The sequence below is a fragment of the Cupriavidus cauae genome (assembly GCF_008632125.1).
In the GTDB taxonomy this organism is placed as follows: Bacteria; Pseudomonadota; Gammaproteobacteria; order Burkholderiales; family Burkholderiaceae; genus Cupriavidus; species Cupriavidus cauae.
The window spans coordinates 153,266-178,923 of the sequence record NZ_VWRN01000025.1 but is presented as its reverse complement, the minus strand read 5'-3'; the positions used below and the strand labels follow the sequence as shown (position 1 = coordinate 178,923).

The window sequence follows — 25,658 nt, the reverse complement described above, 5'->3', positions numbered from 1 at the left end:
TTGCGCCGGTGCCGCTTCACGGCAGCACCGGATTGGCCTGGGCGCGCGCGATCGCGCGCTGTGCGTCGGCGGGCAGCAGGAAGCGCTGCGACACCAGCGCGTCGGCGGCCGTGCGCAGCTTCGCCAGATAGCCGGCCTGGTCGCCATACAGCGCCTCCAGCGAGGGCCGCTGGTCGCCGGCCGCGGTGCGCGCGGCCTCGGTCTTGTGAAAGGGGATGTAGCTGCCGCCCAGATTGACGAGATCGACGATGCCGGGCGTGGCCACGTAGTTGAACTCGAGGCTGGTGCCGACCGGCGCCTGCACGTCGAGCGCGCGGATGCCCGCCTTCGCCAGGCCGGTGGTGGGATCGAGCTGCGGCACCAGGATCGCGTAGTCGCGGCCCAGATAGGCGGGCGGCACCACGGTCGCAATGCCGGACTCGTCCTGCGGCCGGTACTGCGGGCCGTAGTCGAGCAGCGGGAAGCCGTTGTAGCGGCCGAGGTACTGGAAGTCGGGGATCGGCACCGTTCCGCTCGGGCCGGCGAAACTGACACCCTTGATCACCGGCACCTGCAACTGGTCGGGCCGCACCAGCGTGCCGTCGGCGATGCGCGGCACCTGGCTGTCCGGCGGCGCGATGTCGCGCGCGACCCAGTCCTCCAGCGCGATGAACAGCGCGCGGAAGGTATCGGCGAAGTCGATCATCGAGCCGGCCGGATAGACCGTCTGCGCGGGGTTGTAGTTGATCTGCGCGGAGCGGCCGCCGTGCTGCGTACTGGCGTAGTAGTAGATGCGCGCATTGTCCGGCTGCTTCAGGTCGGTGAAACCGTAGGCGTCGGTCAGCACCGGCGAGCCCTGCAGCTGCCAGAACTCGGTGCCCGACAGGCCGAGGAAGAAGCGCGGGCAGGTGCGCGTCTCGCTGCAGCGCTTCATCACGCCGCCGGTGCGGCCCGCGACCGCGTCCTCGTAGTCGGCCGCCAGCCCGCGCGGCGCGGTCTGGCCGAAGGCGCGATGGTCGGTGCGCAGGCCACCGCCGCCGCCCGGCACCGCGAAGCGCGTGTTGATATTGGTCTGGCGCGCGGCCACATGCGCGAAGATGCCGTCGAACACCTTGCCGCCGTCCAGCGCCGCGTTGAAGCCCAGATGCAGGAAGGTCTTCATCGCATTGCCCGACTGCGAGGTGCCCTGCCCGATCGCGTAGCGGATCGCGCCGGCGATCGGATTGGGCGTGCCGGCCGCGTCGGCGCTGCGATGGCGGAAGAAGGTCACCGTGTCGCGCAGCGCCGCCAGGCCCACGCCCATCACCTTCGGATCCTTGGCCACGTAGGTGATCTCGTACAGATAGCCTGGCTGGAAGCCGTCCTTCAGGCAGACCTTGCTGCCGTCGGGCTTGCCGGGAAACGGCGCGCCGCCGGGGCCGCAGTCGGCGAACTTCCATTCCGACGGCGCGATCGGCACGCGTGGATCGGTCTCGTTGACGCGGCGCGTCAGCGTGTAGCCGGGCTGGGTGTTGTCGAGGCTGGCCGGCGCATAGGGAATCATCGAGCCGTTGAACACGCCGCCGGGCAGGCTCATGGTCGAGGTCGCGGCGCTTGGCACCAGCTCCGCCGCGTACGGGCCGGTGATGCTGCTGCCGTCCTTGTTGCGCGCCACCGGCACGCTCAGCGTCAGCCGCGCCGGCGAGCTCTTGGGCACGTCGCCCTGCCACGCCGCGTACAGGAACACATAGCCGCGCTCGAAATAGACCGCATCGCCCGGCACCGCGGCCGGGTTCGGCATGGTCAGGATATTGCCGCGATTGGGGGCGTCATAGCGCAGCACGCCGCCGGCCTTGCCGATGTCCTTCGGCTTGAGCATCACGAACTCGGTGGTGTACTCGACCATGCCGCGCGCATTGACCGGCGCGAGCTCAAGGTCCTGGATTACCGCGTTGCGCGGGTCCTTCGGATCGACCTCGCCGTGCAGCGAGCCGGTCAGCTTCTCGTAGGCGCCGACGCTGCCGAAGCTGCCGGGAAAGTCCTCGCGCGCGGAAATCGTCAGCGTGATCGCCGGGGTCGCCGCCTGCCCGCCGCCTCCGGGCGGACCGCCGGTCGACGGACCGCCATCGTCGTCGCCGCCGCAACCGGCCAGCAGCGTTGCCGCGGCGACCGCGGTCACCGCAGCCAATCGCCATCCCATCGCCCGCGCCGTGCCGACGCGGCGAGCGTGCCTGATCTCCATGTCTTCTCCTGCCCTGGTGGTTCTTCTTCGGGTCGCTTGTCTTCACGCCCACTGACGGAGCGTTGGCGCCAAGTCTAGGAAGCGAATTGATTCAGGAGAAATGGATAATCTCGATGGATTCAGCGGGGTTTTGGCTTAATGGGCTCCAGCAGCGCGGCGATCCGCTCCGGCGCGACGCCGGCCTCGCGCAACACCTCCTCGGTATGCTCGCCCAGCGATGGCGCGGGCCGGCGGATCGCGGTCGGCGTGCGGGCAAAGCGCGTGGTCGGGCGGACCTGGCGGATCGGCCCGACCGCCGGATGCACCGATTCCTCGAACAGTCCCACCGCCGACAGATGCGGATGGCCCGGCAGGTCCTCGAGCCGGTAGATCGGCGTGGCGGGAATATCGAGCCGCTCGCACAGCGCCATCCATTGCGCGGTGGTCCGCAGCGGCGCCAGCTCGGCCAGATGGCCGTACAGCGCCTTGATGTTCGCGTTGCGCTCGCGCCGGCTGGCGATCTGATAGCGCTCGCCCAGGTCGTCGCGTCCGAGGTCGTGGAAGAACGCCTTCCAGTGCCGTTCGGTATAGGGCAGCATGCTGATCCAGCCATCGGCGGTGCGCACCGGCTTGCGGCCGCCTTCGAGCAGGCGCGCATAGCCTGCCTTGGCGGTAGAAGACGGGAACATCATGCCGCCCATGTGCTCGGTCAGCACGAAGGCCGCCATCGTCTCCAGCATCGGCACCTCGACGTACTGGCCCTCGCCGTGCCGCTCGCGCCGGAACAGCGCGGCCAGCACCGCGTTGGCCACCGCGAGCCCGGTGGTCTTGTCGGCGATCAGGCTGGGCAGGTAGTCGGGCTCGGCACCGGCCGCGCTCGCCGCGCCGACGAAGCCGCAGGCCGCCTGGATGATGTCGTCGAACGCGGGCTTGTCGCGGTCCGGACCGTCCTGGCCGAAACCGGGCGCGGCGCAATAGACGATATCGGGCCGCAGGCGCGCGACCGCGTCGTAGCCGAAGCCCAGCCGTTCGATCGCGCCGATCCGCATGTTGTGGACCAGCACGTCGCAGGTCGGGATCAGCGCGCGCAGCGCGGCCGCGCCCTGCTCGTCCTTCAGGTCCAGCACCACCGAGCGCTTGTTGCGGTTCAGCGCGAGGAAGATCGAGCTCATGCCCGCGTGCTCGACCACGCCATTGGCGCGCATCAGGTCGCCCTCTGGCGCCTCGATCTTGATCACGTCGGCGCCCATGTCGGCCAGCACCTGCGTGCCCATCGGCCCCAGCACCACCGACGACAGGTCCAGTACCCGCACGCCGTCCAGCGGCCCCGCCACGGCGGTCTTGCCGCCGCTCTGCTTGTGTTCGTTCACTGACGCACTCCTGTGATGCCGCATCAGCGGCGCTGGAAATTGGGTAGGCGGCGCTCGGCCATCGCGGCCACGCCTTCGCGGAAATCCTCGGTCGGGAACTGCGTCAGCTGGACCTGCAGCTCGTGCCGGTTGATCTCGGCGACGCGGTCGGCAAGTCCGGCGCGCAGCGTGGCGCGCGTGCTTTCGACGGCCAGCGGCGCGGACAGCGCGATTTCGCAGGCGAGCGCGTGGGCGCGAGCCCGCACGTCGGCCTGTTCGACCAGCTCGTCGGCCAGCCCCATCTCGACCGCGGTCGCGCCGTCGATGCGGCGGCCGGTGTAGAACAGCAGCGCCGCACGCTGCTCGCCGATCAGCCGCGGCAACGTCAGGCTCAGGCCGAAGCCCGGATGGAAGCCCAGCCGGTTGAAATTGACGCTGAAGCGCGCCTCGCGGCAGGTCACGCGAAAGTCCGCGACCAGGGCCAGCCCCACGCCGGCACCGATCGCCGCGCCATGCACCGCCGCCACGATCGGCTTGCGCGTGCGGAACAGCCGCATCGCCTGCCGATAGAAGGGGCTGGGATCGCGCCGGATCGACGGATCGCTGGCGCCGAAGTCGGCGCCGGCGCAGAACGACTTGCCGTCGGCCGCGAGCACGATGGCGCGGCAATCGTCGTCGCGATCGAGCTGTTCGAGGGCATCGGCGAGCGCCGCCATGCAATCGGCGTCGACATGATTATGGGGCGGGCGCTGCAGCACCACGTGCGCGACGTGGTCCTGCGGCATCCGGCGCAGCGAGACAGGGGATGAAGTATCCATGGCGGTAGAAGGTCGGTGGTGGTAGCGGTGACAGAAGCAGCGGCGCGAACAAGCGGCGTAAATGGGCGGCGTGGGAAATTGCCGATGGATCGCCGGGAGCCGCGCCCGGATAATGGAGCCCGTGTGTCCGGCACCTCGCCGGACGGATTCATCGGCCAATCGAAAGCGGGCGCCGGCATCTGGCCGGCAATACCCGCTCACCAGGAGCGCAACGCGAATCGACGATGCATAGCGGAGACCATCGAGAGGGCGAGCCGACGCCCGCCAACGACCGGCGGCGGCTGCCGCTGGCCGAACTGCGGCACAAGGACCTGAACCTGCTGGTCGTGCTGGCCGCGCTGCTGGAGAGCCGCAGCGTCAGCGAGGCGGCGCGGCGGCTCGACAGCAGCCAGCCGTCGACCAGCCGCATGCTGGAGCGGCTGCGCGAGGAGTTCGGCGATCCGCTGCTGATCAAGAGCGCGGCCAGGATGCTGCCGACGCGCCGCGCGCAGGAATTGCAGCAGGCGCTCGACGCCGCGCTGCGCACCATCGAGAGCATCTACACGCAGAGCGAGCGCTACGATCCCGCGCAGGAGACCGGCTCCTACGCGATCGGCATCAACGACTCGCTGCAGGCGCTGATCGCCCCGGCCTTCCTGGCCCGGCTGCGCGTGGTCGCGCCGCGCGCGCGGGTGCGCATGCATCCGGTGCCGATGCCCAGCGGACTGAGCGCGATGACCAGCGGCGCGATCGACGTGATGGTGGCCTTCTATCCGGTCGAATCCGAGGCGCTGCGTTCCGAGCTGCTGTTCTCGGCGCCGTTCGGCTGCCTGTGCGATGCCGGCAATGCCCATCTCGGCAACACGCCGGGCGCGGCCGAACTGGCGCCGCTGCCCTGCCTGGACATCTCGCAGTTCGGCGTGGTCACGCGCATGGTCGACCGCTACTTCGCCAAGCACGGCGAGCAGCGCCATATCGCCTGCACGATGACCAGCTATCTGGCCGTCGCCGACGCGATCACCGGTACCGACATGTATGCGATGGTGCCGCGCTATCTGGCGCCGGTACTGTGCCGGCATCCGGGCGTGCGCTTCATTCCGATCGACGACCCGGCGCTGGCCATTCCGGTCCATCTGTGCTGGCACAACAATGTCCATACCCATCCCTTCGTCTCCCTGCTGCGCGCGCTGCTGACCGAGGTCGCGCGCGGCCTGCCGGTGTAGCTTCACGCCATCATTCCGGCTGGATGCCGGCCGCCTGCGCCACGCGCCGGAAGCGCGCGATTTCGGCCTGGTGGAAGGAGCGCATGGTCTGCGGGGGATAGGGCATCGGGTCGCTGCCCTTGGTCGCCAGGAAGGCGGTCGACTCGGGCGTCTTCAGGATCGACTGCATCGCGGTGGCGAGCTTGCCGGCGATGTCGTCCGGCGTCTGCGCCCGCACGTAGAACGACACCCAGCTGTACTGCACGTAATCGGGATAGCCGAGCTCGCGCACGGACGGCACCTCGGGCAGTTCGTGATGGCGCTTCTCGCCGGACACCGCCAGCGCGCGCACCTTGCCCTGCCGGATCAGCGTCAGCGCGCCGCTGGTGTCGACCACCGCCAGATCGAGCTGCCTGCCGATGATGTCGGTCATGATCTGCGCCTGGCCCTTGTAGGGAATATTGACCAGCTTGATGCCGGCCAGATTGCCGAACCAGGCGGCCGCGAGCCGGTAGCCCGCCGAATAGGTGCCCACGCTGAGCGGCTTGGCCTTGCCCGCGGCGACCACATCGGCCAGCGTCTTCCAGGGCGAATCGATCGGCACGAGGAAGACATTCATGTTCCGGCTCAGGCCCGCGATCGGACGCAGATCGGCCAGCGGATCGTAGGGCAGGTTCTTCAGCACGATCGGATTGACCGACAGCGGCGAATTGCTCGCCAGCAGGATCGTGTAGCCGTCGGCCGGCGCGTTCTTCAACGCCTGGATGCCGATCACGCCGTTGGCGCCGGGGCGGTTCTCGACCACCACCGGCTGGCCCAGCGCGCGGCCGAGCGCTTCGCCGTAGTAGCGGGCCGACGAATCGGAGCCGCTGCCCGCGGTGAACGGCACGATGATCCGCAGCGGCCGCGAAGGAAACTCGCTGGCCGATTCGGCGGCGGCAATGCCGCTCGCGACGGCGCTGGTGAAGGCGGCGCTGGCCAGCAGCAGCGCCCGAAACAAACCCGGTACTCGCATCGATGTCTCCTGTCGTGGGAGGGCTCGTTTGCCCTTGTTATCCCTGTGTTCCTGCGCGATACGCCGCGCACGTGGTGGTCACGTGGTGGTCGCGCACGTGGTGGTCGCGCACGTGGTGGTCACGCACGTGGTGGTCGCGCGCGCGGTGGTCACGTGCACGGTGGCCGCGTGCGTGCTCGCCACGCGCCTCAGGCGGCCTGCGGCGCGGTGACCCGCGGCCAAAGCGCGGCGCCGCCCTCGCGGATCGCGCGCGTGCCGATCTCGCGCGCCCAGTGCGCCTCGCTGCCGTACTCGGCGCGCCAGCTCCATAGCCGACGGGTCGACCAGTGCAGCGAGTGCTCGTGCGTGAAACCGATCGCGCCATGGACCTGGTGCGCGATCGCGGCGGCGCGGCCGGCGGCATTGCCGCAGATCACCTTGGCCACCATCGCCTGGCTGTCCCAGCCGGGCGCGCGCATCGCCGCGCAGGCGCTGGCCACCGCCATGCGCGCCGCCACCACCTCGTTGGCCAGCATCGCCAACTGCTGCTGGATCGCCTGGAACTTGGCGATCGGGCGGCCGAACTGGATGCGCTCGGTGGCGTATTGCACGGTCTGGTTCAGCACGCGCTCGAGCACGCCGGCGATCTGGATCGAACGCATCAGCGCGCCGAGCGGGGAAGGTGACGAGGGCTGCGACGTTGCCGCGCCGGCGCCAAGCATCGCCTCGTCGGCCGGGCTCTCGACCACCACCGCGGCGGCGGCCGGCGCGTCGTCGAAGCGCAGCCGGTCGCGCGGCTCGCCGGCCAGATTGGCGCCGGTCTCGATCTGGCAGCCGGCGGTCGGCACCAGCAGCCATACCGCACGTCCGAACGGCTGCCGGTCCACCGCACGCACCACCACATGGCGCACGTGCCGGCCCCAGGGCACGTCCACCGTGCCATCGAGACGCCAGCCTTCGGCGCTCGAGCGCGCCACCGCCCCCTCCGACTCGGTGCCGGCGTGCGCGGCCAGTGCCATCGGTCCGTCCGGCATCGCGATGCCCAGGCGCGCCAGCACCCATCCGCACGCGGCGGTATCGACGAAGGGAACCGGCGCCAGCGTGCGGCTGGCCGCCAGCAGCGCCGGCAGGCCCTGCTGCCAGTCGGCCGCGGCGCCGCCGTCGTCCTCGCCGGCGAACAGCCGCGTCAGGCCGCTGTCCTCGACGGTGCGCCACAGGTCCGCCTGCCATTCGCCGCGCTCGGCCGCTTCCAGCTGCGCGGTGGTCACTTCGTTGCCGAACAGCCGTTGTGCGCTGTCGGCCAGCATCTGCTCGAGTTCGAGCTCCAGTTCGCGTTCGTTCATCGGACCCCCAGGCCTCTCGCAATGATTCCCCGCAGGATTTCGCGCGTGCCGCCCCGCAGGGAGAACGAGGGCACGGTCTGGGTCAGATGGCAATGGGTGGCGACGAAGGGCGAGCCGTCCGGCCGCAGCTCGTGGCCGAACAGCTGGTGCGCGACCTCGGGAATGCGCTGCTCGAACAGCGCGCCGAGATCCTTGACGTTGGCCGCCGCCAGCTGCGGGTTCTCGCCGCGATGAAGCATCGCCGCGATGCCGCGCGACATCTGCCGCAGATTGCTCAGCTCGGCCACCAGGTAGCCGAGCTCGACCGCGTGCCGCGCGTCGTCGGCATCGGCGTGATCCACCATCTCGGCCAGCAGCGCATAGCTGCTCAGATAGCGCTCCGGGCCGCTGCGCTCGAAGGTCAGCTCGGCGGTGACCTGCGCCCAGCCCTGCCCCGGCTCGCCGATCACCATGCGATCGGGCACGAAGACGTTGTCGAACACCACTTCGTTGAAATGCTCCTCGCCGGCCAGATTGCGGATCGGCCGCACCTGCAGCCCTTCGGAGCGCATGTCGATCAGCAGCTGCGACAGGCCCTTGTGCTTGTCGTCGGCGCTGCGGTCAGTGCGCACCAGCGCGATCATGTAGTGCGAGCGATGCGCGTTAGAGGTCCACAGCTTGGTGCCGTTGACGACCCAGCCGCCGTCGACGCGATCGCCGCGCGTGCGGATCGATGCCAGGTCCGAGCCCGAATCGGGTTCGCTCATGCCGATGCAGAAGCGCACCTCGCCGCGCGTGATGCGGGGCACGATCTCGTGCGCCACTTCCGGGTCCGCGTAGCGCATCAGCAGCGGACCGCTCTGCCGCTCGGCGACCCAGTGGCCGCCCACCGGCGCGCCCGCCGCCAGCAGTTCCTCCAGCACGACATAGCGCTCCAGCATCGAGCGCTCCTGTCCGCCGAAGGCCTTCGGCCACGTCATGCCGATCCACCCCTTGGCGCCCAGCGCGAGGCTGAACGCGGGGTCATAGCCGGACCAGCTCTGCGCGCGCTTCTGCGGCGGCCGGTCGCCGACGGTGTCGGCGAGAAAGGCGCGCACCTGCGCCCGCAATGGCGCCAGGTCCCCATCGGGCTGCGCCGGTCGAATCACGATCTGGCTGGCCGTGTCCATTTCCCCTCCTGTCGATTGGTGTGCTGCGTTCGTCGATGCAGCGATGGGAGGCAGCTTAGCGACGCGGACACGGGCCGCCCATCGCGGCGGCGGCATAACAAAAATCCGGTGGGCCCTTGTGCACGCCCGCGCGTACGCAAGCGGAGAAGCGTTCCATACGTCCCGCGCATAAGCGATATGTCCGCGGGACAGTTGCCCTCGCTGCCGCTCGGCGCTTAGGCTGTGGCCTGGTTCGACAGGGCGGGGTCACACCGTCCGCAAGGAGACAGAGCGATGCGTGATGATTCGATGAACAAATGGACCGTTGCGCGGCTGGTGTCGCTGGCCACGGGCTCGATGGCCGTGCTGGCGATGCTGTTGCCCTCGCCGGCGCGGGCCGCCGATGCGGCGACCGATGCCGCCGGCTATCCCGCCAAGCCGGTCAAGATCGTGGTGTCCTTCCCGCCGGGCACCGGTTCGGACAGCACCGCGCGCTTCCTCGCGCAGAAGCTCGAGGCGCGCTTCGGCCAGCCCTTCGTGGTCGAGAACCGGCCAGGCGCCAACAGCTTCATCGCGGCGCAGGCGGTGGCGCGCGCGGACCCGGACGGTTACACGCTGTTCGTCGCCAGCAACTCGCCGATGGCGACCAACGCGGTGCAGTTCAAATCGCTGCCCTACGATCCGGTCAAGGACTTCGCGCCGGTGGCGCGGCTCTATTACGGCGCGATGGTGCTGTCGGTGCCGGCCAGTTCGCCGTACCGCACGGTGCAGGACCTGATCCGCGACGGCAAGGCGCGGCCGGGGAAGCTGAGCTACGGCTCGGGCTCGGCCTCGTACCAGATCGCCACCGAGCTGTTCCTGAAGCAGGCCGGCGTCAAGGCGGTGGCGATTCCGTACAAGGGCGCGGCACCGGCGGTGGCGGACCTCGCCGGCGGCCAGGTCGACTTCGCGCTGTCGGACTACACCGCCGCGGCGGCGCTGGCGCAGACCGGCAAGACGCGCATCCTGGCGGTCACCGGCGACAAGCGGCTGGACGTGCAGCCCAATGTGCCGACGCTGCAGGAACTGGGCTTCAAGGACTACTACATGATCAACTGGGTCTCGCTGTTCGCGCCGGCCCATACGCCCAAGCCGATCGTCGACAAGCTCAGCCGCACCGCGGTCGAGATCTTCAACAGCAAGGAGGCCGCGGAGTTCATCGGCCGCACCAACGGCCAGATCTTCGCCGGCGGCGCCGACGTGTTGCGCAAGTTCCAGCTCGACGAGATCAAGCGCTGGTCGGCGGCCGCCACGCTGGCGGGGATTCCGAAGCAGTGAGCCGATGCATCGAGCTGAGGCATTGAGCCGGTGCATTGGACCGGCGCATTGAACAAGGGCGTCGGCGGAGCGGTGAGCCGGAGCAGTGTGGCTGCTGCAACGGCCCGAGGCACAGGCCGAAGCGGTGAGACGCCTCACGGCGCCACCGCGTGCTCCATCTCGTAGGCCCGATGCAGCAGCGCGACGAAATCCGGCGCAGCGGCGATCGGCACCTCGCCGATGCGTCGTACCGGCACGCCGGGCGTCCATGAGTTCATCACGACCGCGCCGCCGAGCGAAGGCAGGTCGGCGAGCCTGACCTCGCGCGTGCGCTGCGCGATGCCGAGGCGGTCCAGCTGACGCCGAAGGATGCCCATGGTGGTGCCGGTCAGCATCTGCGCTTCCGGCCACACCACCGCCTCGCCATCCCAGAACGCGAGGTTCCAGATGGTGCCCTCGCTGAGCCGCCCCTGGCGGTCGACGAACGCCGCATCGTCAAAGCCCTGTTCGACTGCCTGCCGCATGTAGTACGTCTTAGCGATTTCGCCGACGTGCTTGATGCCGGGAAGCACCCGCTCATGCTCGACCGTATCCAGCGCGAGCGGTCCTGTCGGCCCCGACGAAGGCGGCCCGGTCCGGATCAGCAATCGGGGCGCGCCGATGCCGCGCGCCGTGAATTCCCCTTCCGGCGAATACACCGTCGCCGTCAACGACAGATCGGCGGGGCTCGCCTGCAGCGCCGCCCGCAAGCGGTCACGCACCGCTTCGTCGGACAGCGCCGTGCCGAACAGCGCCATCGATGCCGCTCGCAGGCGGGACAGATGCAGGTCCAGGCCGCGAATCCGGCCGCTTCGCACCTGCATGGCGGTGAAGTGGGCATAACCGGCGAAGGCAAGCGGCGCCAGGTCCGCCGCCGAGGCGGGCCGGCCGTCGAGGTGGGCAATGTGTGACTTCGATTTCGATTCGGCTGACATGCCGCGCTACTGTATGTGATCGTCAAGCAGCGCAAACTATCGCCCAGCTGCCGGGCCTTCCGGAAACGAAAAGTTCTGTACGAATCATCAAGCCGAACTTGAAGATTCAGATGAGCCCCATACGGCCCGTCAAGCGGGCAGCGGGAATCCGTGCTGCCGAACCAAGCCGCCGGGCGACGGTCTGACAGGCGTTAGCCGTTGAACACGCAATCAAGGAGAGCTGCGATGCAATGTCCCGTCTGTACCGAGACCACGCTGGTGATGGCCGAACGCCAGGGCGTCGAGATCGACTACTGCCCGAAATGCCGCGGCGTGTGGCTCGATCGCGGCGAGCTCGACAAGATCCTGGAGCGTGCCGCGGCCGAACAGGCGCCGGTCGCGCAGGCGCCCCAGGCCGCCGCGCCGCAACGGCCGGTCGATCCGCGCGGCTACGACCGCGGTTATGACCAGCGCGGCTACCGCGACGACGACCGCTACCGCGAGCAGAAGCACTATCGCAAGAAGAGCATCTGGCACGAGATCTTCGATTGACCGGCTTCGAGTGACCGGCTTCGAGTAACCGGCTTCGAGTAACCGGCTTCGAGTAACCGGCTTCGATCCACCGAGGTATGCCAGGGGACCCCGGGGATGTGGCCCGCTTCGAATGACCGCGTAGATCGACCGGCTTCGATCGACCGCTTCGATCGACCGCTTCGATCGACCGCTTCGATCGACCGCTTCGATCGACCGCTTCGATCGACCGCTTCGATCGACGATCCTCGACGCAGATGTGACCGCACGGCGCCCCTCGGGGCGCCGTATTCGTCAAGACGCGCGTCGGAATGCCCGTCAGAACGCCAGCGTGCGCGCCGCCACGTTCGCGGCGAGATCGGGATCGTGCGTGACCAGCATCAGCGCGCAGTCCGACTCCTGCGCCGCCTCGACGATCAGGTCGATGGTATTGCGCTGCGTGACCGGATCGAGCCGCGAGGTCGGCTCGTCGGCGAACAGGAAGGCGGGCCGCAGCAGCAGCGCGCGCAGCAAGGCGAAGCGCTGCAGTTCGCCGCCGGACACCGCGCCCGGCAACCGTTCCAGCAGATCGGGGGAAAGTCCGAGCCGCTCCATCCAGGGCCGCAGCGGCGCGCGTTCGAGCCGGTGCAGCGCGATCAGGTCGTGCAGCGCGCGGCCCAGCGGTACGTGCGGCGCGAACGCGCCGGCCGGGTCCTGGTAGAGCTTCTGGTAGCGAACCCGCGCGATGCCGTCGGCCCGGCGCACGCTGCCGCGATCCGGCCGCGCAAGGCCGAGCAGCACATTGCCCAGCGTCGATTTGCCGCTGCCGCTCGGTCCGGTGACCGCCACGCGTTCGCTGGCGTGCAGCGTCAGCTCGAGTCCGTCGAACAGCAGATGGTCGCCGAAACGCTTGCTCAGGCCGCTGGCGCGCAGCACTTCACCACCCGTGGCAGGCATCGCCCGGCGCGGCCATGCCGCGGGCTCGGCGGCGATCAGCGCGCGCGTGTACTCGTGCGACGGCGCGCCCAGCACCGCGTGGGTCTGGCCGCGCTCGACCACGCGGCCATCGAGCATCACCATCGTGTCGCCGCCCAGCGCCCGCGCCACGCCGATATCGTGCGTGATGGTCAGCACCGCGCAGCCCTGCTCCAGCGCCGCGCGCAGGCGCGCCACCAGGTCGTCGCGCCAGATCCGGTCCAGGCCCTTGGTCGGTTCGTCGACGATCAGGATCGGCGCATCGCCGGCCCGGGTGATCGCGAACGCCGCGCGCTGCGCCATGCCGCCGGACAAGGCGGTCGGCCAGGCACGCGCGGCGTGCCCCAGCCCGACCGCACGCAGCGCCTGCGCGGCGTGGTGTGCGGCGCTCTGCCGCGATTCGCCGGCAACCCAGCGATAGGTCTCCGCCAATTGCGCATCGACGCGCATCAGCGGGTCCAGCGCGAACCACGGCTCCTGCGGCAGCAGCGCCAGCTCGCGGCCCCATAGCGGCCGGCGCGCGCGCATGTCGTTGGCCTCGCAATCCCAGCCGTGCCCGGCAAGGCGGCCGCTCGCGCGCAGGCCCGGCGGCAGCGAACCCATCACCGCATGGGCCAGCAGGCTCTTGCCGGAACCGGTCTCGCCCAGCAGCGTCAGCGCGCGGCCGGCCTGCAGTTCGAACGACACCGGCTGCAGGAGCACGCCGTCGGCGCTGGCGACCGCCAGGTCCCGCACGCCGAGCAGGCGGCCGACGCGCTCGCCATGCAGGTCCTCGATGACGAGGTCGTTGCGCGCGTTCATGGCGACACCCCCGCACGCGGGCGTTCGTTCAGCAGCGCCAGCGCGAGGATGGCGATCGCCAGCACCGCGATCGGGCCGGCGATCGCCCACGGCGCCTCGGCCGCATACGGCAGCAGCTCGGTCATCATCAGGCCGAGCTCGGCCATCGGCGGCTGCACGCCCATGCCGACGAAGCCCATCGCGGCCAGCGCCAGCACCCCCGCGCCCAGGCCGAAGCTGCCCAGCGTGCCGAGCACCGGCGCCAGCTCCGGCAGCAGGTGCCGGCGCGCGATATGGAGCGGACCGAAGCCGAGCAGGCGCGCGGCCTCGACATGGTGGCTCCGCAGCACGATCTGCGCGCTCGCCCGCGCGACGCGGAAATACTCGACCCACAGCACCAGCGACAGCCCCAGATACAGCGGCCACATCGCGCCCGGCGCCAGCGCCGCCAGCAGCAGCACCAGCAGCAAACCCGGCAGCGCCAGCACCGCGTCGGCCAGCGCCCCGGCCACGCGATCTACCCAGCCGCCGCGCCACGCGGCAAACAGCCCCAGCAGCGTGCCGGGCAGCGCGGCCGACAGCACGCACAGCAGCGCGAGGCCAAGCGAAAGCCGCGTGGCATGCGCGGTGCGGGCCAGCACGCTGCGGCCCAGATGGTCGGTGCCCAGCGGCTCGGCCATCGTCGGCGCCTGCAGCACGGCGTACAGGTCCTGCTCGAAGGGCTGGCGCGGCGCGGCCAACGGGCCGGCGATGGCGAACAGGGCCAGCAGCACGATCAGCAGCAAGGCGATGCGCCGGCGCGGCGTGGCGACCGTCAATGCGCCCTTCCAGGTCGGGCTTGCCATCTCGCTCATCGCCCGACCGTCGCGCGCAGCCGCGGATCGATCGCCATGCAGGCCAGGTCGACCGCCGCGTTCAAGGCGACGAACAGCAGGCCCATCGTCAGCGCGGTGCCCTGGATCATCGGCACATCGCGGCCGAAGATCGCGTGCACCAGCGCATGGCCGATGCCGGGCCAGGCGAACAGCGTCTCGACCACCACCACGCCCTCGAGCAGATAGACCAGCTGCACGCCCAGATAGGCGACCACCGGCACCGCGGCATTGCGCACCCCGTGCCGCGCCATCGCGACGCGGTCCGACAGGCCCTTGGTGCGGGCGAACAACCAGTACGGCGCGGCCACCACGCCGGCCATCGCATCGCGCGCGACGCGCATCGCGGTGGCGGCCAGGCCCAGTCCCAGTGTCAGCGCCGGCGCGACCCAGCTGCCGTGTTCGCCGTGGCCACCGGCGGGCAGCCAGTCGAGTTCGACCGCGAAGGCCAGCACCAGCAGGATGCCCAGCACGAACGGCGGCAGCGCGCGCAGCAGCACCGACAGCGCCAGCGTGGCGCGATCGGTGTGGCCGCCGGCGTGCCTGCCGGCGGCAAAGCCCAGCGGCAGCGCGATCAGCGTCGACACGGCCAGCGCGGCGAGCGCCAGCCACAGCGTGTGGCCGAGCTGATGCGCGATCTCGGCGGCGACCGGCGCGCCGGTCACGGTCGAGGTGCCCAAATCCAGATGCAGCAGCCGCGACCACCACGCCAGCAGGCCGTCGAGCCAGGGGCCGTCGAGCGCCAGTTCCGCGCGCACCGCATCGGCGGCCTGTGCGGTCACCATGTCGTAGCCATAGCGGCCGGCGGCGATGCGGAAGGCCATGTCGCCCGGCAACAGCCGCATCATCAGGAAGCTGAGGCTGCCGACCAGCGCGGCGACGACCGCGGCCTGCAGGCCGCGTTGCAGCAGCACGCGGGCGATCAGCCGTGCGGCGGGGTTGGCCCGCGGTGGGCGCTGCGCATCGCGCGATGCCGATACGGATTCGCCGACGCTTGCCGCGGCGAGTCGGGTGGCCTGGGGGTTCGGTGGCGTCATCGGGTCCATTGCAAGTCGGTGAGCCGGTAGCTGCGTTCGAAGGGGTCGATCGACACGCCGGCCAGCTGCGGGCTGGCAGCCAGCGTCTGCTGGTACCAGAGCACCGGCACCAGCGGCAGGCCGTCATGCAGCGCGCCGGCGATCTGCTCGCGCAGCGCCTGCGCACGCGCGGCGTCGGCGGTCGACGACATCGCGGCCAGGGCTCGCGTCAGCGTCGGCGACGACCAGCCCATCGCGCCCCAATCGCCGCCGCGCTTGTCACCGCCCTCGCCGCCGCTCTTGCCGCCGCCCTTATCGCCGCCCTTATCGCCGCCCTTATCGCCTTCCTCGCCGGCCTTCCCCTCCGCCGCGCCGAAGTCCTGCGCGATCGCGCCGAACGCATCGGGCACCGCGCCATAGTTGCGCGCGATCAGGCCCATCTCCAGCGAGCCGTCGCGATGGCCAAGCGGAATCTCGCTGGAGTTGCCCACCGCCACGCGGATCTGCACGCCGACCAGGCGCAGCTGCTCCTGGATCGCGGCGGCGATCACCGGCAGTTCGGGACGATCGGGGAAGGTCTGCAGCGTCAGCGCGAAACGCTTGCCGTCGCGCGCGAGCACGCCGTCGGTGCCGCGCCGCCAGCCGAGTTCGGCGAGCAGCGCACGGGCGCGTACGGGATCGTGCGCGAGCGCGGGCAGATCGGCGCGATGCCAGCCGGCCAGCGCCGGCGGAAACAGTTGCGTAGCGGCGAGCGACGGCTCGCGCAGCACCGCCTGCGCGATGCCACGCCGATCCAGCGCCAGCGACAGCGCTTGCCGCGCGCGCGGGTCGGCGAGCAGCGGATGGCCGGCGTTGAGCTTCAGGGCGGTGGTGCGCGGAATCGGCTGCTGGTGCACGCGCACCGCGTCGCCGCGCCGCAGCCGCGCCACGCTGCCCGGGTCGAGGCCGTAGGCCAGTTCGGCCTGGCCGGCCTCGGCCATCAGGGCCCGCATCTCCGCGCGGCCGACCGCCAGATAGCTGGCGCGGCGCACCGCCGGGGCCGGCCCCTGCCAGCCATCGAAGGCCGCCACCGAGAAGCGCTGCGGCGGCTCCAGCGTGACGATGCGGTACGGCCCCGAGCCGACGATCGCGCGCACCGCGCCATCGGCGCCAAAGGAAGCAGGCGCGAGGATCTGCGTGCTGCTGTGCGACAGCAGGGCCGGCAGCGCGGGGAAGGGCCGGCGCAGGCGGATCCGCACCACCGCGCCGGACTTCGCATCGGTCGCGGCATCGGACACTGCATCGATCGCGGCGATCGGCGCCTGGCCCAGTACGCCGGCCGGATGCAGGGCGCGTCGCAGCGCGTTCACGACGTCCGTGGCGCGCACCGGCGAGCCGTCATGAAAGCGCGCGCCCTCGCGCAGTGCAAAGCGCCATGCGAGCCCGTCGCCGGACCCCTGCCAGCGCGATGCCAGCCCGGCGATGGGCCGCGCCTGCGCGTCATAGTCGACCAGCGTCTCGGCGACCTGCATGCGGGCGAACAGATAGCCGCCGCGCAGCGGGTCCAGGCTCGACAGCTCCCACGGGCCGATCACGCGCACGGTGCGGTCGGCTGCGGTCTTCGTGGCCGAGCCAGAGCCAGAGCCTGAGCCTGAGCCTGAGCGCGAGCCAGAACCAGCGCCCGTGCCGGCGCCTTGCGCCAGCGCGGGCGACAGCAGCGCGGCCGCGCCGGCGCCCAGCAGCCGGCGGCGGCGTGGCGAACGCGGGGAACCGGGTGGCGTCGATTCGATCGGGAGCATCGCAGGCATCGCGGCAGGCCGTCGCATCGCGTCAATAGCTCAGCCGCAGCCCGAGCCGCACCGTGCGCCCTGCCCCGGGCGCGATCCACAGCGCGCTGTAGGAGCTGGCGTAGTAGTCGCGGTCGAACACGTTGTGCACGTTCAGCGTCAGCCGGGCCTGCTTGCTGAGCTGCCAGTAGGCGAGCAGATCGACCAGTGTGTACGACGGCAGCGTGAAGCTGTCGGCGGCATCGCCCGAGCGTTTGCCGATGTAGCGCACGCCGGCGCCGATACCGTAGCGTTGGCCCCACGGCGCCGCATCCTCGTAGACGGCGAGCGCGCTGGCGCTGGTGCGCGGGATATTGCGCAGCGGCGTGCCGGCCGGCAGCCGGGTATCGGCGGTGATCTCGGCATCGGTCAGCGCCACGCTGCCCGACACGCGCCAATGCTGGCCGACGCGGCCGGCCACATCGAGTTCGAGGCCGCGGCTGCGCGCTTCGCCGGCGGTGGTCGAGAACGAGGGATCGGCCGGATCGGCGGTCAGCACATTGCGCTTGTGGATCGAGAACGCACTCAGCGTCGCGCCGAGGCGGCGATCGTCGGTCTCGAACTTCAGGCCGGCCTCGACGGCGCGGCCGCGCTCGGGCGTAAAGGGCTCGCCGGCGGCGCTGCTGCCGGGATTGGGACGGAACGAGCGACTGGCATTGGCGAACAGCGTCACGTTGTTGCCGGCCAGGTAGGCCAGGCCAAGGCGCGGCGACACCGCGGTCTGGTCCTGCTCGACGCGGGTGCCGCGCAGGCGGTTGTCCAGCGTCTGGCGATACGAGTCGACCCGCAGCCCGCCAAGCACGCGCCAGCGCTCGCCGATGGCGATCTGGTCCTGCGCGTACAGGCCGATATTGGTCTGCCGCTCGTGGGCATCGGTGTTCGGCAGCAGCGGCGGCGGCGCCGACCCGTAGACCGGCTCGTAGATGTCGATCGGGTACGGCGTCGCGGCGGTCGGGTTGCCGCGCAACTGCACCTGGCTGCTGCTGAAGCGATAGGCGTCGAAGCCGACCAGCAGCGTATGCGACAGCGGCCCGGTGTCGATGCGGCCGGTCAGGTCGGCCTGCAGCGCGGCGTCGTCGGACTGGTAGTCGCGGTATCGGCGCTGGCGTCGCAGCGTGCGATCGTCGGCGGCCAGCGCGAACGGCTCGGTCGAATACCCTTCCAGCGAACCGCCGCGATAGGCCAGCGACAGCCGGCCCTTCCAGCACGGCGAGAACTGGTGCTCGATGCCGAGCTGATGCGACTGGCTGTCCAGGCGAATGTCGCCATCGCTCGGTTCGCCGAGGAAGGTCTTGCGGCCCACCGCATCGAGCCGGCCGTCGACCGCGACGATGCCCCGGTCCAGCGGCGTCGAGAAGCGCTGCCATTCGCCGGCGTACTGGATCACCGTATCGGCGCCCAGCGTCCACGTCAGCGAGGGCGCCAGCAGATAGCGCTGGCTGTCGACGAAGGCGCGCTGGCTGCCCTGATGGTCGCCCACCACAATCAGCCGGCCGGCGACGTTTTCGCCCAGCGGTCCGGTGATATCGGCCGCGGCACGGTAGCGGTCGCGGTTGCCGACTTCCAGCTCGTAGTTCTGCGCCGGCTTGAACTGCGGCTGCTTGGTGACCAGGTTCAGCGTGCCGCCCGGGTCGCCGCTGCCATACAGCGACGAGGTCGGACCCTTCAGCACTTCGACGCGCTCGATGGTGGCGACGTCGCGCGGCGCGGTGAAGCCGCGATTGGCGACGAAGCCGTTGACCAGATAGCCGGTGCCGGTGTTCTCGTTGCCGGCAAAGCCCCGCACCGCGAAGTTGTCCCACAGTCCGCCGAAGCTGTCCTGGCGCGCGATGCCGCTGACGTAGTCAAAGGTCTGCTCCAGCCGCGTCGCGCCGATATCGTCGATCATCGCGCGCGGCACAACGCGCACCGCCTGCGGCACCTCGCGCAGCGGCGTGTCGGTGCGGGTCGCGCCGCTGGCCTCGTCGAGGTTGTACGATGCGGCGCCGGAGGTGACCACCGCGACCTCGGGCAGCATGGCTTCCTCGCGCTCGGCGGCCTCTGCAGCGTCTGCGAGCGCCGCCACGGCGAACAGGGCGGCGGCGAGCGGCGGCAGGGGATGGACCGCGCGCAATGGCCGCATGGAGAGGCGCGCAGGAAGGTTCGCGGGCAAACGCGCAGGCAAACGCACGGGCAGCCGCGCGGGCGATGAAGTCGGCGTGGACATGATTGGACGAAGGGTGAACAACGACGCGCGACCACCACGACCGCCATGCCCCGCTACGTGCGCGGCCGGCAAGGGAAGCCGCAAGCAAGACAAGAAGCGGCGACAATACGGTCTGCGGTGACGCTGCCGAGCGACGGCGCGCCTTATTGAGAACGAATTTTCATTATCATTCTAGCTATGGAACGCATGACCCGTCAACGCGAGGCCGTGCTGGGCGCGCTGCGCGAGGCCGCCCGGCCGTTGAGCCCTGCCGAGATCCTGGCCGCCGCGCAGCGCACGGTGCCGACGCTCGGACTCGCGACGGTCTACCGCAATATCCGCGCCATGCTGCAGGAAGGCGGCCTGGTGGCGGTGCCGCTGCCGGGCCAGGCCGACCGCTACGAGGTCGCGGCCGCGCCCGACGCGGTCGTGCACAAGCACTACTTCCAGTGCCTGACCTGCGACCGCGTGTTTCCGCTGGAAGGGTGCCCCGGACACCTGGAAGAGATCACGCCGCCCGGCTTCGTGGTCGAGCAGCACGAGCTGACGCTGCGCGGCCGCTGCATCGAATGCGCGACGAAGAAGACGGGCAAGCGCCGGACGAACTGAGCGGCAGGAAAAGGCGTTGTCCCCGTGAAGGCGGGGACCCGGCGGCTTGCAGGGTCGGAGTCGCTGAATGCCCGCGGGCGCGGGAACGACGTGGTGGTGTGTTGACGCCTGCTGCGGCTGCTGCGGCCGCCGCGCCTGCTACGGCTGCGAGATCGCGAACTCGTGCGCGGTGGTGTCGAGCCGCGAGACGCGACGCTCGACGCGCCGGTCGTGATAGGACGAGGCGATCCGCGTGATCTGCAGCAGCGGGCCGCCCACCGGCACCTCCAGCAGCCGATGGTCGTCCTCGTCGGCCAGCACTGCGCGCAGGCGCTCCTCGGTGCGGATCACGTTGATCCCGAAGGCGTCCTGATAGAAGTTGTACAGCGTGTTGGGCCGCTCGCGCAGCATGGTCTCGGTCAGCCCTTCGAACAGCGCCTCGGGCACCGTGATCGCATCGGTCATCACCGGCCTGCCGTCCAGCGACAGCACGTTGGTGAAATGGAAGACCCGCTCGCCCGGCGCGATGCCCAGCGCCAGTGCCTCCTCCTTGCTGGCCTTGCCGCGCCGGAATTTGGCCAGCCGCACGCTGGGAAAGGCGCGATGCCCGTCCTCGCGCACCACGCGGAAGAAGCGGAAGAAATGGTCCTCCTGGCGGTGGGTCGCGACGAAGGTGCCGCGCCCCTGATGGCGGATCATGATGTTCTCCGCCACCAGTTCGTCGATCGCCTTGCGCAGCGTGCCGATCGACACGCCGAAGCGCTCCACCAGCCGGCGTTCGGCCGGAATCGCCTCGCCCGGCTTCCACTCGCCCGCGGCCAGCGCGGCCAGGATGGCCCGCTTGACGTCCTTGTACAGCACGCCGCCGATTGCCGCGCCTGCTTCGAATTCTGCGCCCACCTTCAACGATCTCCCTGGACGGATGGATTGGCACGATGCCGGTTCCGCGCCGCCGCCGCTTGCCCGGCGGCGCTGGATCGGAACGTCTATATAACATGGATGACTGCCGTCACCCGCCCCCCGCCGTGTTGAAAATCGTTTCGAACGCCTGGGCCGGGCCCTTCGGTTCGGTGCCCGCGCTCGCACGCCCGCGCGTCGCCCCCTGCGATCAACGCCTGCGGTCGGCGCATACGGCCGGCGCAGGCGATCGACGCTCGAATCGACCTACTCGGCCCGGATGCCCTTCTGGTCGATCAGCTTGGCCCAGCGCGCGACCTCGCCCTGGAAGTAGTCGGTAAAGGGCGCGCTCGCCTGCGGCGCGGGCGAGAAACCGGCGGCCACGATACGGTCGCGCACCGACTTGATCTCGACCATCTTCGCCACCGCCGTACCGACCTTGTCGATCACCGGCTTGGGCGTGCCGGCCGGCATCATCAGGCCGGTCCAGTTCTCGACCAGCAGGTCGGGGAAGCCGACCTCGCCGACCGTGGGCACATCCGGCAGCAGCGGATGGCGCTCGCGCGTGGTCACCGCCAGCGCGCGCAGCTTGCCGCCCTTGACGTAGGCCAGCGACTCGGGGAAGTTGGAGAACACCACGTCGATCTGCCCGCCGATCAGGTCGGTCATCGACGGTGCACCACCCTTGTACGGCACGTGCGTCAATTTGGTGCCGGTCAGGCTCTCGAACAGTGCAAGCGTCAGGTGCGGCGGCGTGCCGTTGCCGCTCGAGCCCGCATTGAGCTTGCCCTTGCGCGCGGCCTCGACCAGGTCCTTCATCGAATGGATCGGCGAATTGGCCGGCACCACCACGGTCATCGGCGACGAGGCGATGCGCGCCACCGGCACCAGGTCCTTCTGCATGTTGAACGGCAGCTTCGGAAACAGCGTGACGTTGGAGGCGTGCGTCAGCGTGACGGCCAGCCAGGTATAGCCGTCCGCCGGGGCCTTGGCCACCTGGTCGGCGCCGATATTGGCATTGCCGCCCGGCTTGTTGTCGATGACGATCGGCTTGCCCCACTCCTCCGACAGCTGATGGCCGACCATGCGCGCCATGATGTCGGTCAGGCCGCCGGGCGCGAACGGCACCACATAGCGGATCGGCTTGCTCGGATAGTCGGCGGGACCCTGGGCCGCCGCGGGCGCGGTGACAGCAACGACGGCGGACAATGCAACGGACAACGCGGCCACATGCCGCAGCATGGAGCGAATCAACAGGCGATGCATGGTTTGTCTCCTTTGTTTGCCGCCATCCGTACTTTGCGGACCTCGGCTTGTGGGGCGGCCCCTGGGGGCATCGCCTGGACGACGCTGCCCCGGGGCCGGCATGAGCTGACGCTTGCTAGGCCGGACTACCCTCCCCGGCCAGCGCCTCCAGTTCGGCCAGCAGCGCGGCGGGCACGGCGATGCCCTCGCTGCTGGCGCGTCGTTGCGATGCCTCGCGGCGCGCGCCCGGCAGGCGCGTGCCCGGGTCGGCCAACATCGCCGCCAGCAGCGCCTCGACGCGATCGTGATAGACCTGCTCGCCGCTGAACGCGGCGGGGTCCAGCACCAGGAAGACCTGGCCGATGCGCGGCCGGCCGCCGGCATCCTCGAAGAAGGAATCGGCCTCGGCGCCGAACTGCGCCCCGGCCAGCGACACCACCAGCAGCTCGACGAGCAGCGCCAGCATCGCGCCCTTGACGCCGCCCGCGGGCAGCATCGAGCCGCGCAGCGCGGCCTTCGCGTCGGTGGTCGGCTCCCCGGCCTCGTCGAGCGCCCAACCCAGCGGAATCGGCTGGCCGGCCTTGGCGGCGACCATGATCTTGCCGCGCGCGACCTCGGACAGCGACAGGTCGATCACCACCGGCGCGGCGCCGCGTCGCGGAAACACCGCGGCGATCGGATTGGTGCCGAACAGCGGCTTGCGTCCGCCCCAGGCCGGCATCGCCGCCGGCGAGTTGCCCAGCGCGATGCCGATCATGCCGGCGGCGGCGACGGGCTCCAGATGGGAGGCCGCGGCGCCGAAGTGATGGCTGTTGGTGACCGCGGCCACGCAGACGCCGAGCTCGCGCGCGCGGGCGATCGCGTGCTCGATCGCCATCGCACAGGCCGGGAAGGCGAAGCCGCATTGGGCGTCGACCAGCAGCGCGGCACGCTGTTGTCGGCCCTGTCCGCCCTGTCCGCCCTGTCCGCCCTGTCTCTCCGGCTCGCCGGGCGTGCGCAGTACCGGTACCACCGCGCCATCGACGCGATCGCGCCGCAGATGCGCGACATACATCGGCACCCGGGACACGCCGTGCGAGGCGAGGCCGACGGCATCGGCGCGCACCAGCGCGGCGGCAGTGGCTTCGGCCTGCAGCGCGCTCGCGCCGGCGCGGCGCAGCGCGGCTTCGGCCAAACGCGTCAGGCGTGCGGCATCGACCGTGCTGGCGTTGGCGCTTGCGTTGGCGCTTGCGTTGGCGTTGCCGCTTGCGTTGGCGTTGCCGCTTGCGTTGGCGTTTGCGGTGGCGCTTGCGTTGGCGTTTGCGGTGGCCCCGGAATTGGCGCCGGCATCGGCGCCCGGGTTGACGCGTGCGTTGCCGCTTGCGTTGGCGCTCGTATTGGCAGCGCTCATGCAGTTCCCTCCTCAAGCGCCTGCCGCACCTGCTGCGCGATCAGCATCGACACGCGCGCATTGGCTTCGCGCGTGACTCCGCCGATATGCGGCGTCAACACCAGATTGGGCACGCCCTCCAGCGGCGAGCCGGCCGGCAGCGGCTCGCGCTCGAACACGTCGAGCGCGGCGCCAGCCAGATGGCCCTCGCGCAGCGCCGCAGCCAACGCGCCCTCGTCGACCACGCCGCCGCGCGCGGTGTTGACCAGCACCGCGCCCGGCCGCATCGCGGCGAGCCGCCGCGCGTCGAGCAGATGCCGGGTCGCCGGCACCAGCGGCACGTGCAGGCTGACCGCATCGGCTTCCGCGAGCAGCGCATCGAGGCCGCGCGGCGCGACGCCGCTGCGTTGCCAGACCGGATCGTCATCGCGCAGCATCGGATCGTGCGCAACCACGCGCATGCCGAAGGCCTGGGCGAGCGCCGCGGTCTGCCGGCCGATATCGCCGAAGCCGATCAGGCCCAGCGTCTTGCCCAGCGCCTCGCGCCCCTCCGAAAGACGCGCGCGCGGCCATTTGCCCTGCATCACCTCGCCGCTGCCCTGATAGGCGCCGCGCAGCAGCATCGCCACCGTGGTGACCACGTACTCGGCGACCGAACGCGCATTGGCGCCGGTGGCCGGGATCACGCGGATGCCGCGCGCCTTGCACGATTCGACATCGATGTTGTCCAGGCCGACGCCGAGCCGCCCCACCACGCGCAGGCGCGGCGCGCTGTCGAGCAGCGCCACATCGACCTGCGTACGGTTGCGCACGATCAGCGCGTCCGCCGAAGGCAGCGCCGCCAGCAGCTCGGCGCGCCGATCGACCCAGTCGGGCTCGTAGCGCAGTTCGAACCCGGGCGTCAGCGCGGCCACCGCGTCCGGGTCCATGAACTCGCTGATGCAGATCCGCTTCATCAGGCCGACTCGTGGATGCGGGTCAGCACGAACTCGCGGTGGCCCAGCGCCTCGGCCGCGGTCCAGCGGCCGTTGGCGGTCGCCAGCATGCACTCGAGCAGCTTGTCGCCGGTCTGGTCCAGGTTCAGCTCGCGCTGCAGCAGGCCGGAGCAATCGACGTCCATGTGCTCGCTCATCAGGCGCACGGTGCGCGGGTTCGCGCACAGCTTGATCACCGGCACGATCGGGTTGCCGATCACGTTGCCCTGCCCGGTCGGGAAGAAATGCACGACGAAGCCGGATGCCGCGCACAGCGTCACCATCTCGGCCGCGGCCGACGACGAGTCCATGAACCACAGGCCGGGATGGGTCGGCTCCTCGGCCTTGTCGAGCACGCCGTCGACCGTGCATTTCTTGCCGATCTTCTGGATGTTGCCGAGCGCCTTCTCCTCGATCGTGGTCAGGCCGCCCGCGATATTGCCCTTGGTCGGCTGCGATTCCGACAGATCGGTGGTCTTCCAGCGGTCGATCATGGCCTGATAGCGCTCGAACATCGCCATGAACTGGTGGCGCACCTCGTCGTTGGCGCAGCGTGCGGCGACGATATGCTCGCCGCCGGTCAGCTCCGAGGTTTCGCCAAACACCAGCGTGGTGCCGAGCGGATGCAGCTTGTCGAAGGCATTGCCGACGGTCGGATTGGCGCCGCAGCCCGACGTCGTATCCGACTCGCCGCACTTGGTCGATACCCACAGGTCGGCGATCGGGCATTCGACGCGATGCAGCGCGGTGGCGTACTGCACGAATTCCTTGGCGGCCTTCGATGCGCGCTTGATGGTCTCGTGGTCGCCGTGGCCCTCGATGCCGAAGCCGACCACCGGCTTGCCGGTCTTCGCGATGCCGTCGACCACGCGCTTGGTCCAGCCGTCCTCGATGCCGATCACCACCACGGCGGCGACGTTCGGATTGCTGCCCGCGCCGATCAGCGTGCGGAAATGCAGATCCAGGTCCGGACCGAACTGCAGGCGGCCATAGGGATGGGGAATCGCCATCGTGCCCTTGATCGCATGCGCGACCGCCTCGGCGGCGGCGTTGGACAGGTCGTCCAGCGGCAGGATGATGACGTGGTTGCGGACGCCGACCCGGCCGTTGTCGCGGCGGTAGCCCCAGAAGGTGGTGTTTTGATCGATGATGGACATGGCGTGGTGTTCGGTTCTCGAATGACTGGAATCGCCTCGATGGGC

General features: G+C 70.4%; 22 protein-coding genes. 5 read left to right on the top strand and 17 right to left on the bottom strand.

The genetic code is table 11. The annotated features are described in order from the left end of the window. Positions 1–16: 16 nt before the first annotated feature. The 3 genes from F1599_RS08870 to F1599_RS08860 form a co-directional block, all read right to left on the bottom strand. Positions 17–2,158: an alpha/beta hydrolase domain-containing protein gene (locus tag F1599_RS08870; protein WP_150082804.1), complete on the bottom strand. Its 2,142-nt coding sequence runs from the start codon at positions 2,156–2,158 to the stop codon at positions 17–19. 161 nt (positions 2,159–2,319) lie between these two features. Then, positions 2,320–3,549 carry a CaiB/BaiF CoA transferase family protein gene (locus F1599_RS08865; RefSeq protein WP_150082791.1) on the bottom strand — a complete coding sequence of 410 codons (1,230 nt, stop codon included), beginning with the start codon at positions 3,547–3,549 and terminating at the stop codon, positions 2,320–2,322. 23 nt (positions 3,550–3,572) lie between these two features. After that, complete coding sequence (locus F1599_RS08860; protein WP_149317191.1) at positions 3,573–4,346, bottom strand: enoyl-CoA hydratase/isomerase family protein; 774 nt, start codon at positions 4,344–4,346, stop codon at positions 3,573–3,575. 224 nt (positions 4,347–4,570) lie between these two features. On the opposite strand from F1599_RS08860, the gene F1599_RS08855 reads away from it, so the two are divergent. After that, positions 4,571–5,548 (top strand): LysR family transcriptional regulator, encoded by a 978-nt coding sequence (locus F1599_RS08855; protein ID WP_150082790.1) that lies wholly within the window; start codon positions 4,571–4,573, stop codon positions 5,546–5,548. 10 nt (positions 5,549–5,558) lie between these two features. On the opposite strand, the gene F1599_RS08850 is transcribed toward F1599_RS08855, so the two are convergent. Continuing rightward, positions 5,559–6,542, bottom strand: coding sequence for a Bug family tripartite tricarboxylate transporter substrate binding protein (locus F1599_RS08850; RefSeq protein ID WP_223819537.1), 984 nt, complete (start codon positions 6,540–6,542; stop codon positions 5,559–5,561). A 28-nt stretch (positions 6,543–6,570) separates the two neighbouring features. Here F1599_RS08850 and F1599_RS08845 point away from each other — a divergent pair, with 28 nt between their 5' ends. Further along, positions 6,571–6,753, top strand: a complete 183-nt coding sequence (locus tag F1599_RS08845; RefSeq protein WP_150082789.1) for a hypothetical protein — start codon at positions 6,571–6,573, stop codon at positions 6,751–6,753. On the opposite strand, the gene F1599_RS08840 is transcribed toward F1599_RS08845, so the two are convergent. Both F1599_RS08840 and F1599_RS08835 read right to left on the bottom strand, forming a co-directional pair. Beyond that, positions 6,731–7,864 carry an acyl-CoA dehydrogenase family protein gene (locus tag F1599_RS08840; RefSeq protein WP_150082788.1) on the bottom strand — a complete coding sequence of 378 codons (1,134 nt, stop codon included), beginning with the start codon at positions 7,862–7,864 and terminating at the stop codon, positions 6,731–6,733. The genes F1599_RS08845 and F1599_RS08840 overlap by 23 nt on opposite strands. After that, positions 7,861–9,012, bottom strand: coding sequence for an acyl-CoA dehydrogenase family protein (locus F1599_RS08835; RefSeq protein ID WP_150082787.1), 1,152 nt, complete (start codon positions 9,010–9,012; stop codon positions 7,861–7,863). Before F1599_RS08835 ends, F1599_RS08840 begins: the two co-directional genes overlap by 4 nt. Before the next feature lie 336 nt (positions 9,013–9,348). On the opposite strand from F1599_RS08835, the gene F1599_RS08830 reads away from it, so the two are divergent. Then, positions 9,349–10,308 carry a Bug family tripartite tricarboxylate transporter substrate binding protein gene (locus F1599_RS08830; protein WP_395895155.1) on the top strand — a complete coding sequence of 320 codons (960 nt, stop codon included), beginning with the start codon at positions 9,349–9,351 and terminating at the stop codon, positions 10,306–10,308. 134 nt (positions 10,309–10,442) lie between these two features. Here the strand turns inward: F1599_RS08830 and F1599_RS08825 are convergent, their stop codons facing one another. Continuing rightward, a complete protein-coding gene (locus F1599_RS08825) occupies positions 10,443–11,261 on the bottom strand; it encodes an aminotransferase class IV family protein (protein WP_150082786.1) in 819 nt (272 codons plus the stop codon). Positions 11,262–11,486: 225 nt separating this feature from the next. Here F1599_RS08825 and F1599_RS08820 point away from each other — a divergent pair, with 225 nt between their 5' ends. Beyond that, positions 11,487–11,792 (top strand): TFIIB-type zinc ribbon-containing protein, encoded by a 306-nt coding sequence (locus F1599_RS08820; RefSeq protein ID WP_149317196.1) that lies wholly within the window; start codon positions 11,487–11,489, stop codon positions 11,790–11,792. Positions 11,793–12,089: 297 nt separating this feature from the next. Here the strand turns inward: F1599_RS08820 and F1599_RS08810 are convergent, their stop codons facing one another. The 5 genes from F1599_RS08810 to F1599_RS08790 form a co-directional block, all read right to left on the bottom strand. Beyond that, on the bottom strand, positions 12,090–13,526 hold the full coding sequence (locus F1599_RS08810; protein WP_150082784.1) for an ABC transporter ATP-binding protein: 1,437 nt from the start codon (positions 13,524–13,526) through the stop codon (positions 12,090–12,092). Continuing rightward, positions 13,523–14,350, bottom strand: a complete 828-nt coding sequence (locus F1599_RS08805; RefSeq protein ID WP_223819536.1) for an ABC transporter permease — start codon at positions 14,348–14,350, stop codon at positions 13,523–13,525. The genes F1599_RS08810 and F1599_RS08805 overlap by 4 nt, the downstream gene beginning before the upstream one ends. A gap of 5 nt (positions 14,351–14,355) precedes the next feature. Continuing rightward, a complete protein-coding gene (locus F1599_RS08800) occupies positions 14,356–15,225 on the bottom strand; it encodes an ABC transporter permease (RefSeq protein WP_223819539.1) in 870 nt (289 codons plus the stop codon). Positions 15,226–15,410: 185 nt separating this feature from the next. Next, positions 15,411–17,180, bottom strand: a complete 1,770-nt coding sequence (locus tag F1599_RS08795) for an ABC transporter substrate-binding protein (RefSeq protein WP_223819535.1) — start codon at positions 17,178–17,180, stop codon at positions 15,411–15,413. 22 nt (positions 17,181–17,202) lie between these two features. Next, positions 17,203–19,320: a TonB-dependent siderophore receptor gene (locus F1599_RS08790; protein ID WP_150082782.1), complete on the bottom strand. Its 2,118-nt coding sequence runs from the start codon at positions 19,318–19,320 to the stop codon at positions 17,203–17,205. Positions 19,321–19,581: 261 nt separating this feature from the next. On the opposite strand from F1599_RS08790, the gene F1599_RS08785 reads away from it, so the two are divergent. Then, positions 19,582–19,992: a Fur family transcriptional regulator gene (locus tag F1599_RS08785; protein ID WP_149317200.1), complete on the top strand. Its 411-nt coding sequence runs from the start codon at positions 19,582–19,584 to the stop codon at positions 19,990–19,992. Between the two features lie 138 nt (positions 19,993–20,130). On the opposite strand, the gene F1599_RS08780 is transcribed toward F1599_RS08785, so the two are convergent. From F1599_RS08780 to F1599_RS08760, 5 genes are all read right to left on the bottom strand, one after another. Further along, positions 20,131–20,871 carry a GntR family transcriptional regulator gene (locus F1599_RS08780; RefSeq protein WP_149317201.1) on the bottom strand — a complete coding sequence of 247 codons (741 nt, stop codon included), beginning with the start codon at positions 20,869–20,871 and terminating at the stop codon, positions 20,131–20,133. Positions 20,872–21,135: 264 nt separating this feature from the next. Next, the gene (locus F1599_RS08775; protein ID WP_149317202.1) at positions 21,136–22,134 is read right to left on the bottom strand and encodes a Bug family tripartite tricarboxylate transporter substrate binding protein; all 999 of its coding nucleotides are present in this window, start codon (positions 22,132–22,134) and stop codon (positions 21,136–21,138) included. 115 nt (positions 22,135–22,249) lie between these two features. Then, positions 22,250–23,503 carry an Ldh family oxidoreductase gene (locus F1599_RS08770; protein ID WP_150082781.1) on the bottom strand — a complete coding sequence of 418 codons (1,254 nt, stop codon included), beginning with the start codon at positions 23,501–23,503 and terminating at the stop codon, positions 22,250–22,252. Continuing rightward, complete coding sequence (locus F1599_RS08765) at positions 23,500–24,438, bottom strand: hydroxyacid dehydrogenase (protein ID WP_150082780.1); 939 nt, start codon at positions 24,436–24,438, stop codon at positions 23,500–23,502. The genes F1599_RS08770 and F1599_RS08765 overlap by 4 nt, the downstream gene beginning before the upstream one ends. Further along, positions 24,438–25,613 carry a UxaA family hydrolase gene (locus tag F1599_RS08760; RefSeq protein ID WP_149317205.1) on the bottom strand — a complete coding sequence of 392 codons (1,176 nt, stop codon included), beginning with the start codon at positions 25,611–25,613 and terminating at the stop codon, positions 24,438–24,440. Before F1599_RS08760 ends, F1599_RS08765 begins: the two co-directional genes overlap by 1 nt. Between the last annotated feature and the right edge of the window lie 45 nt (positions 25,614–25,658).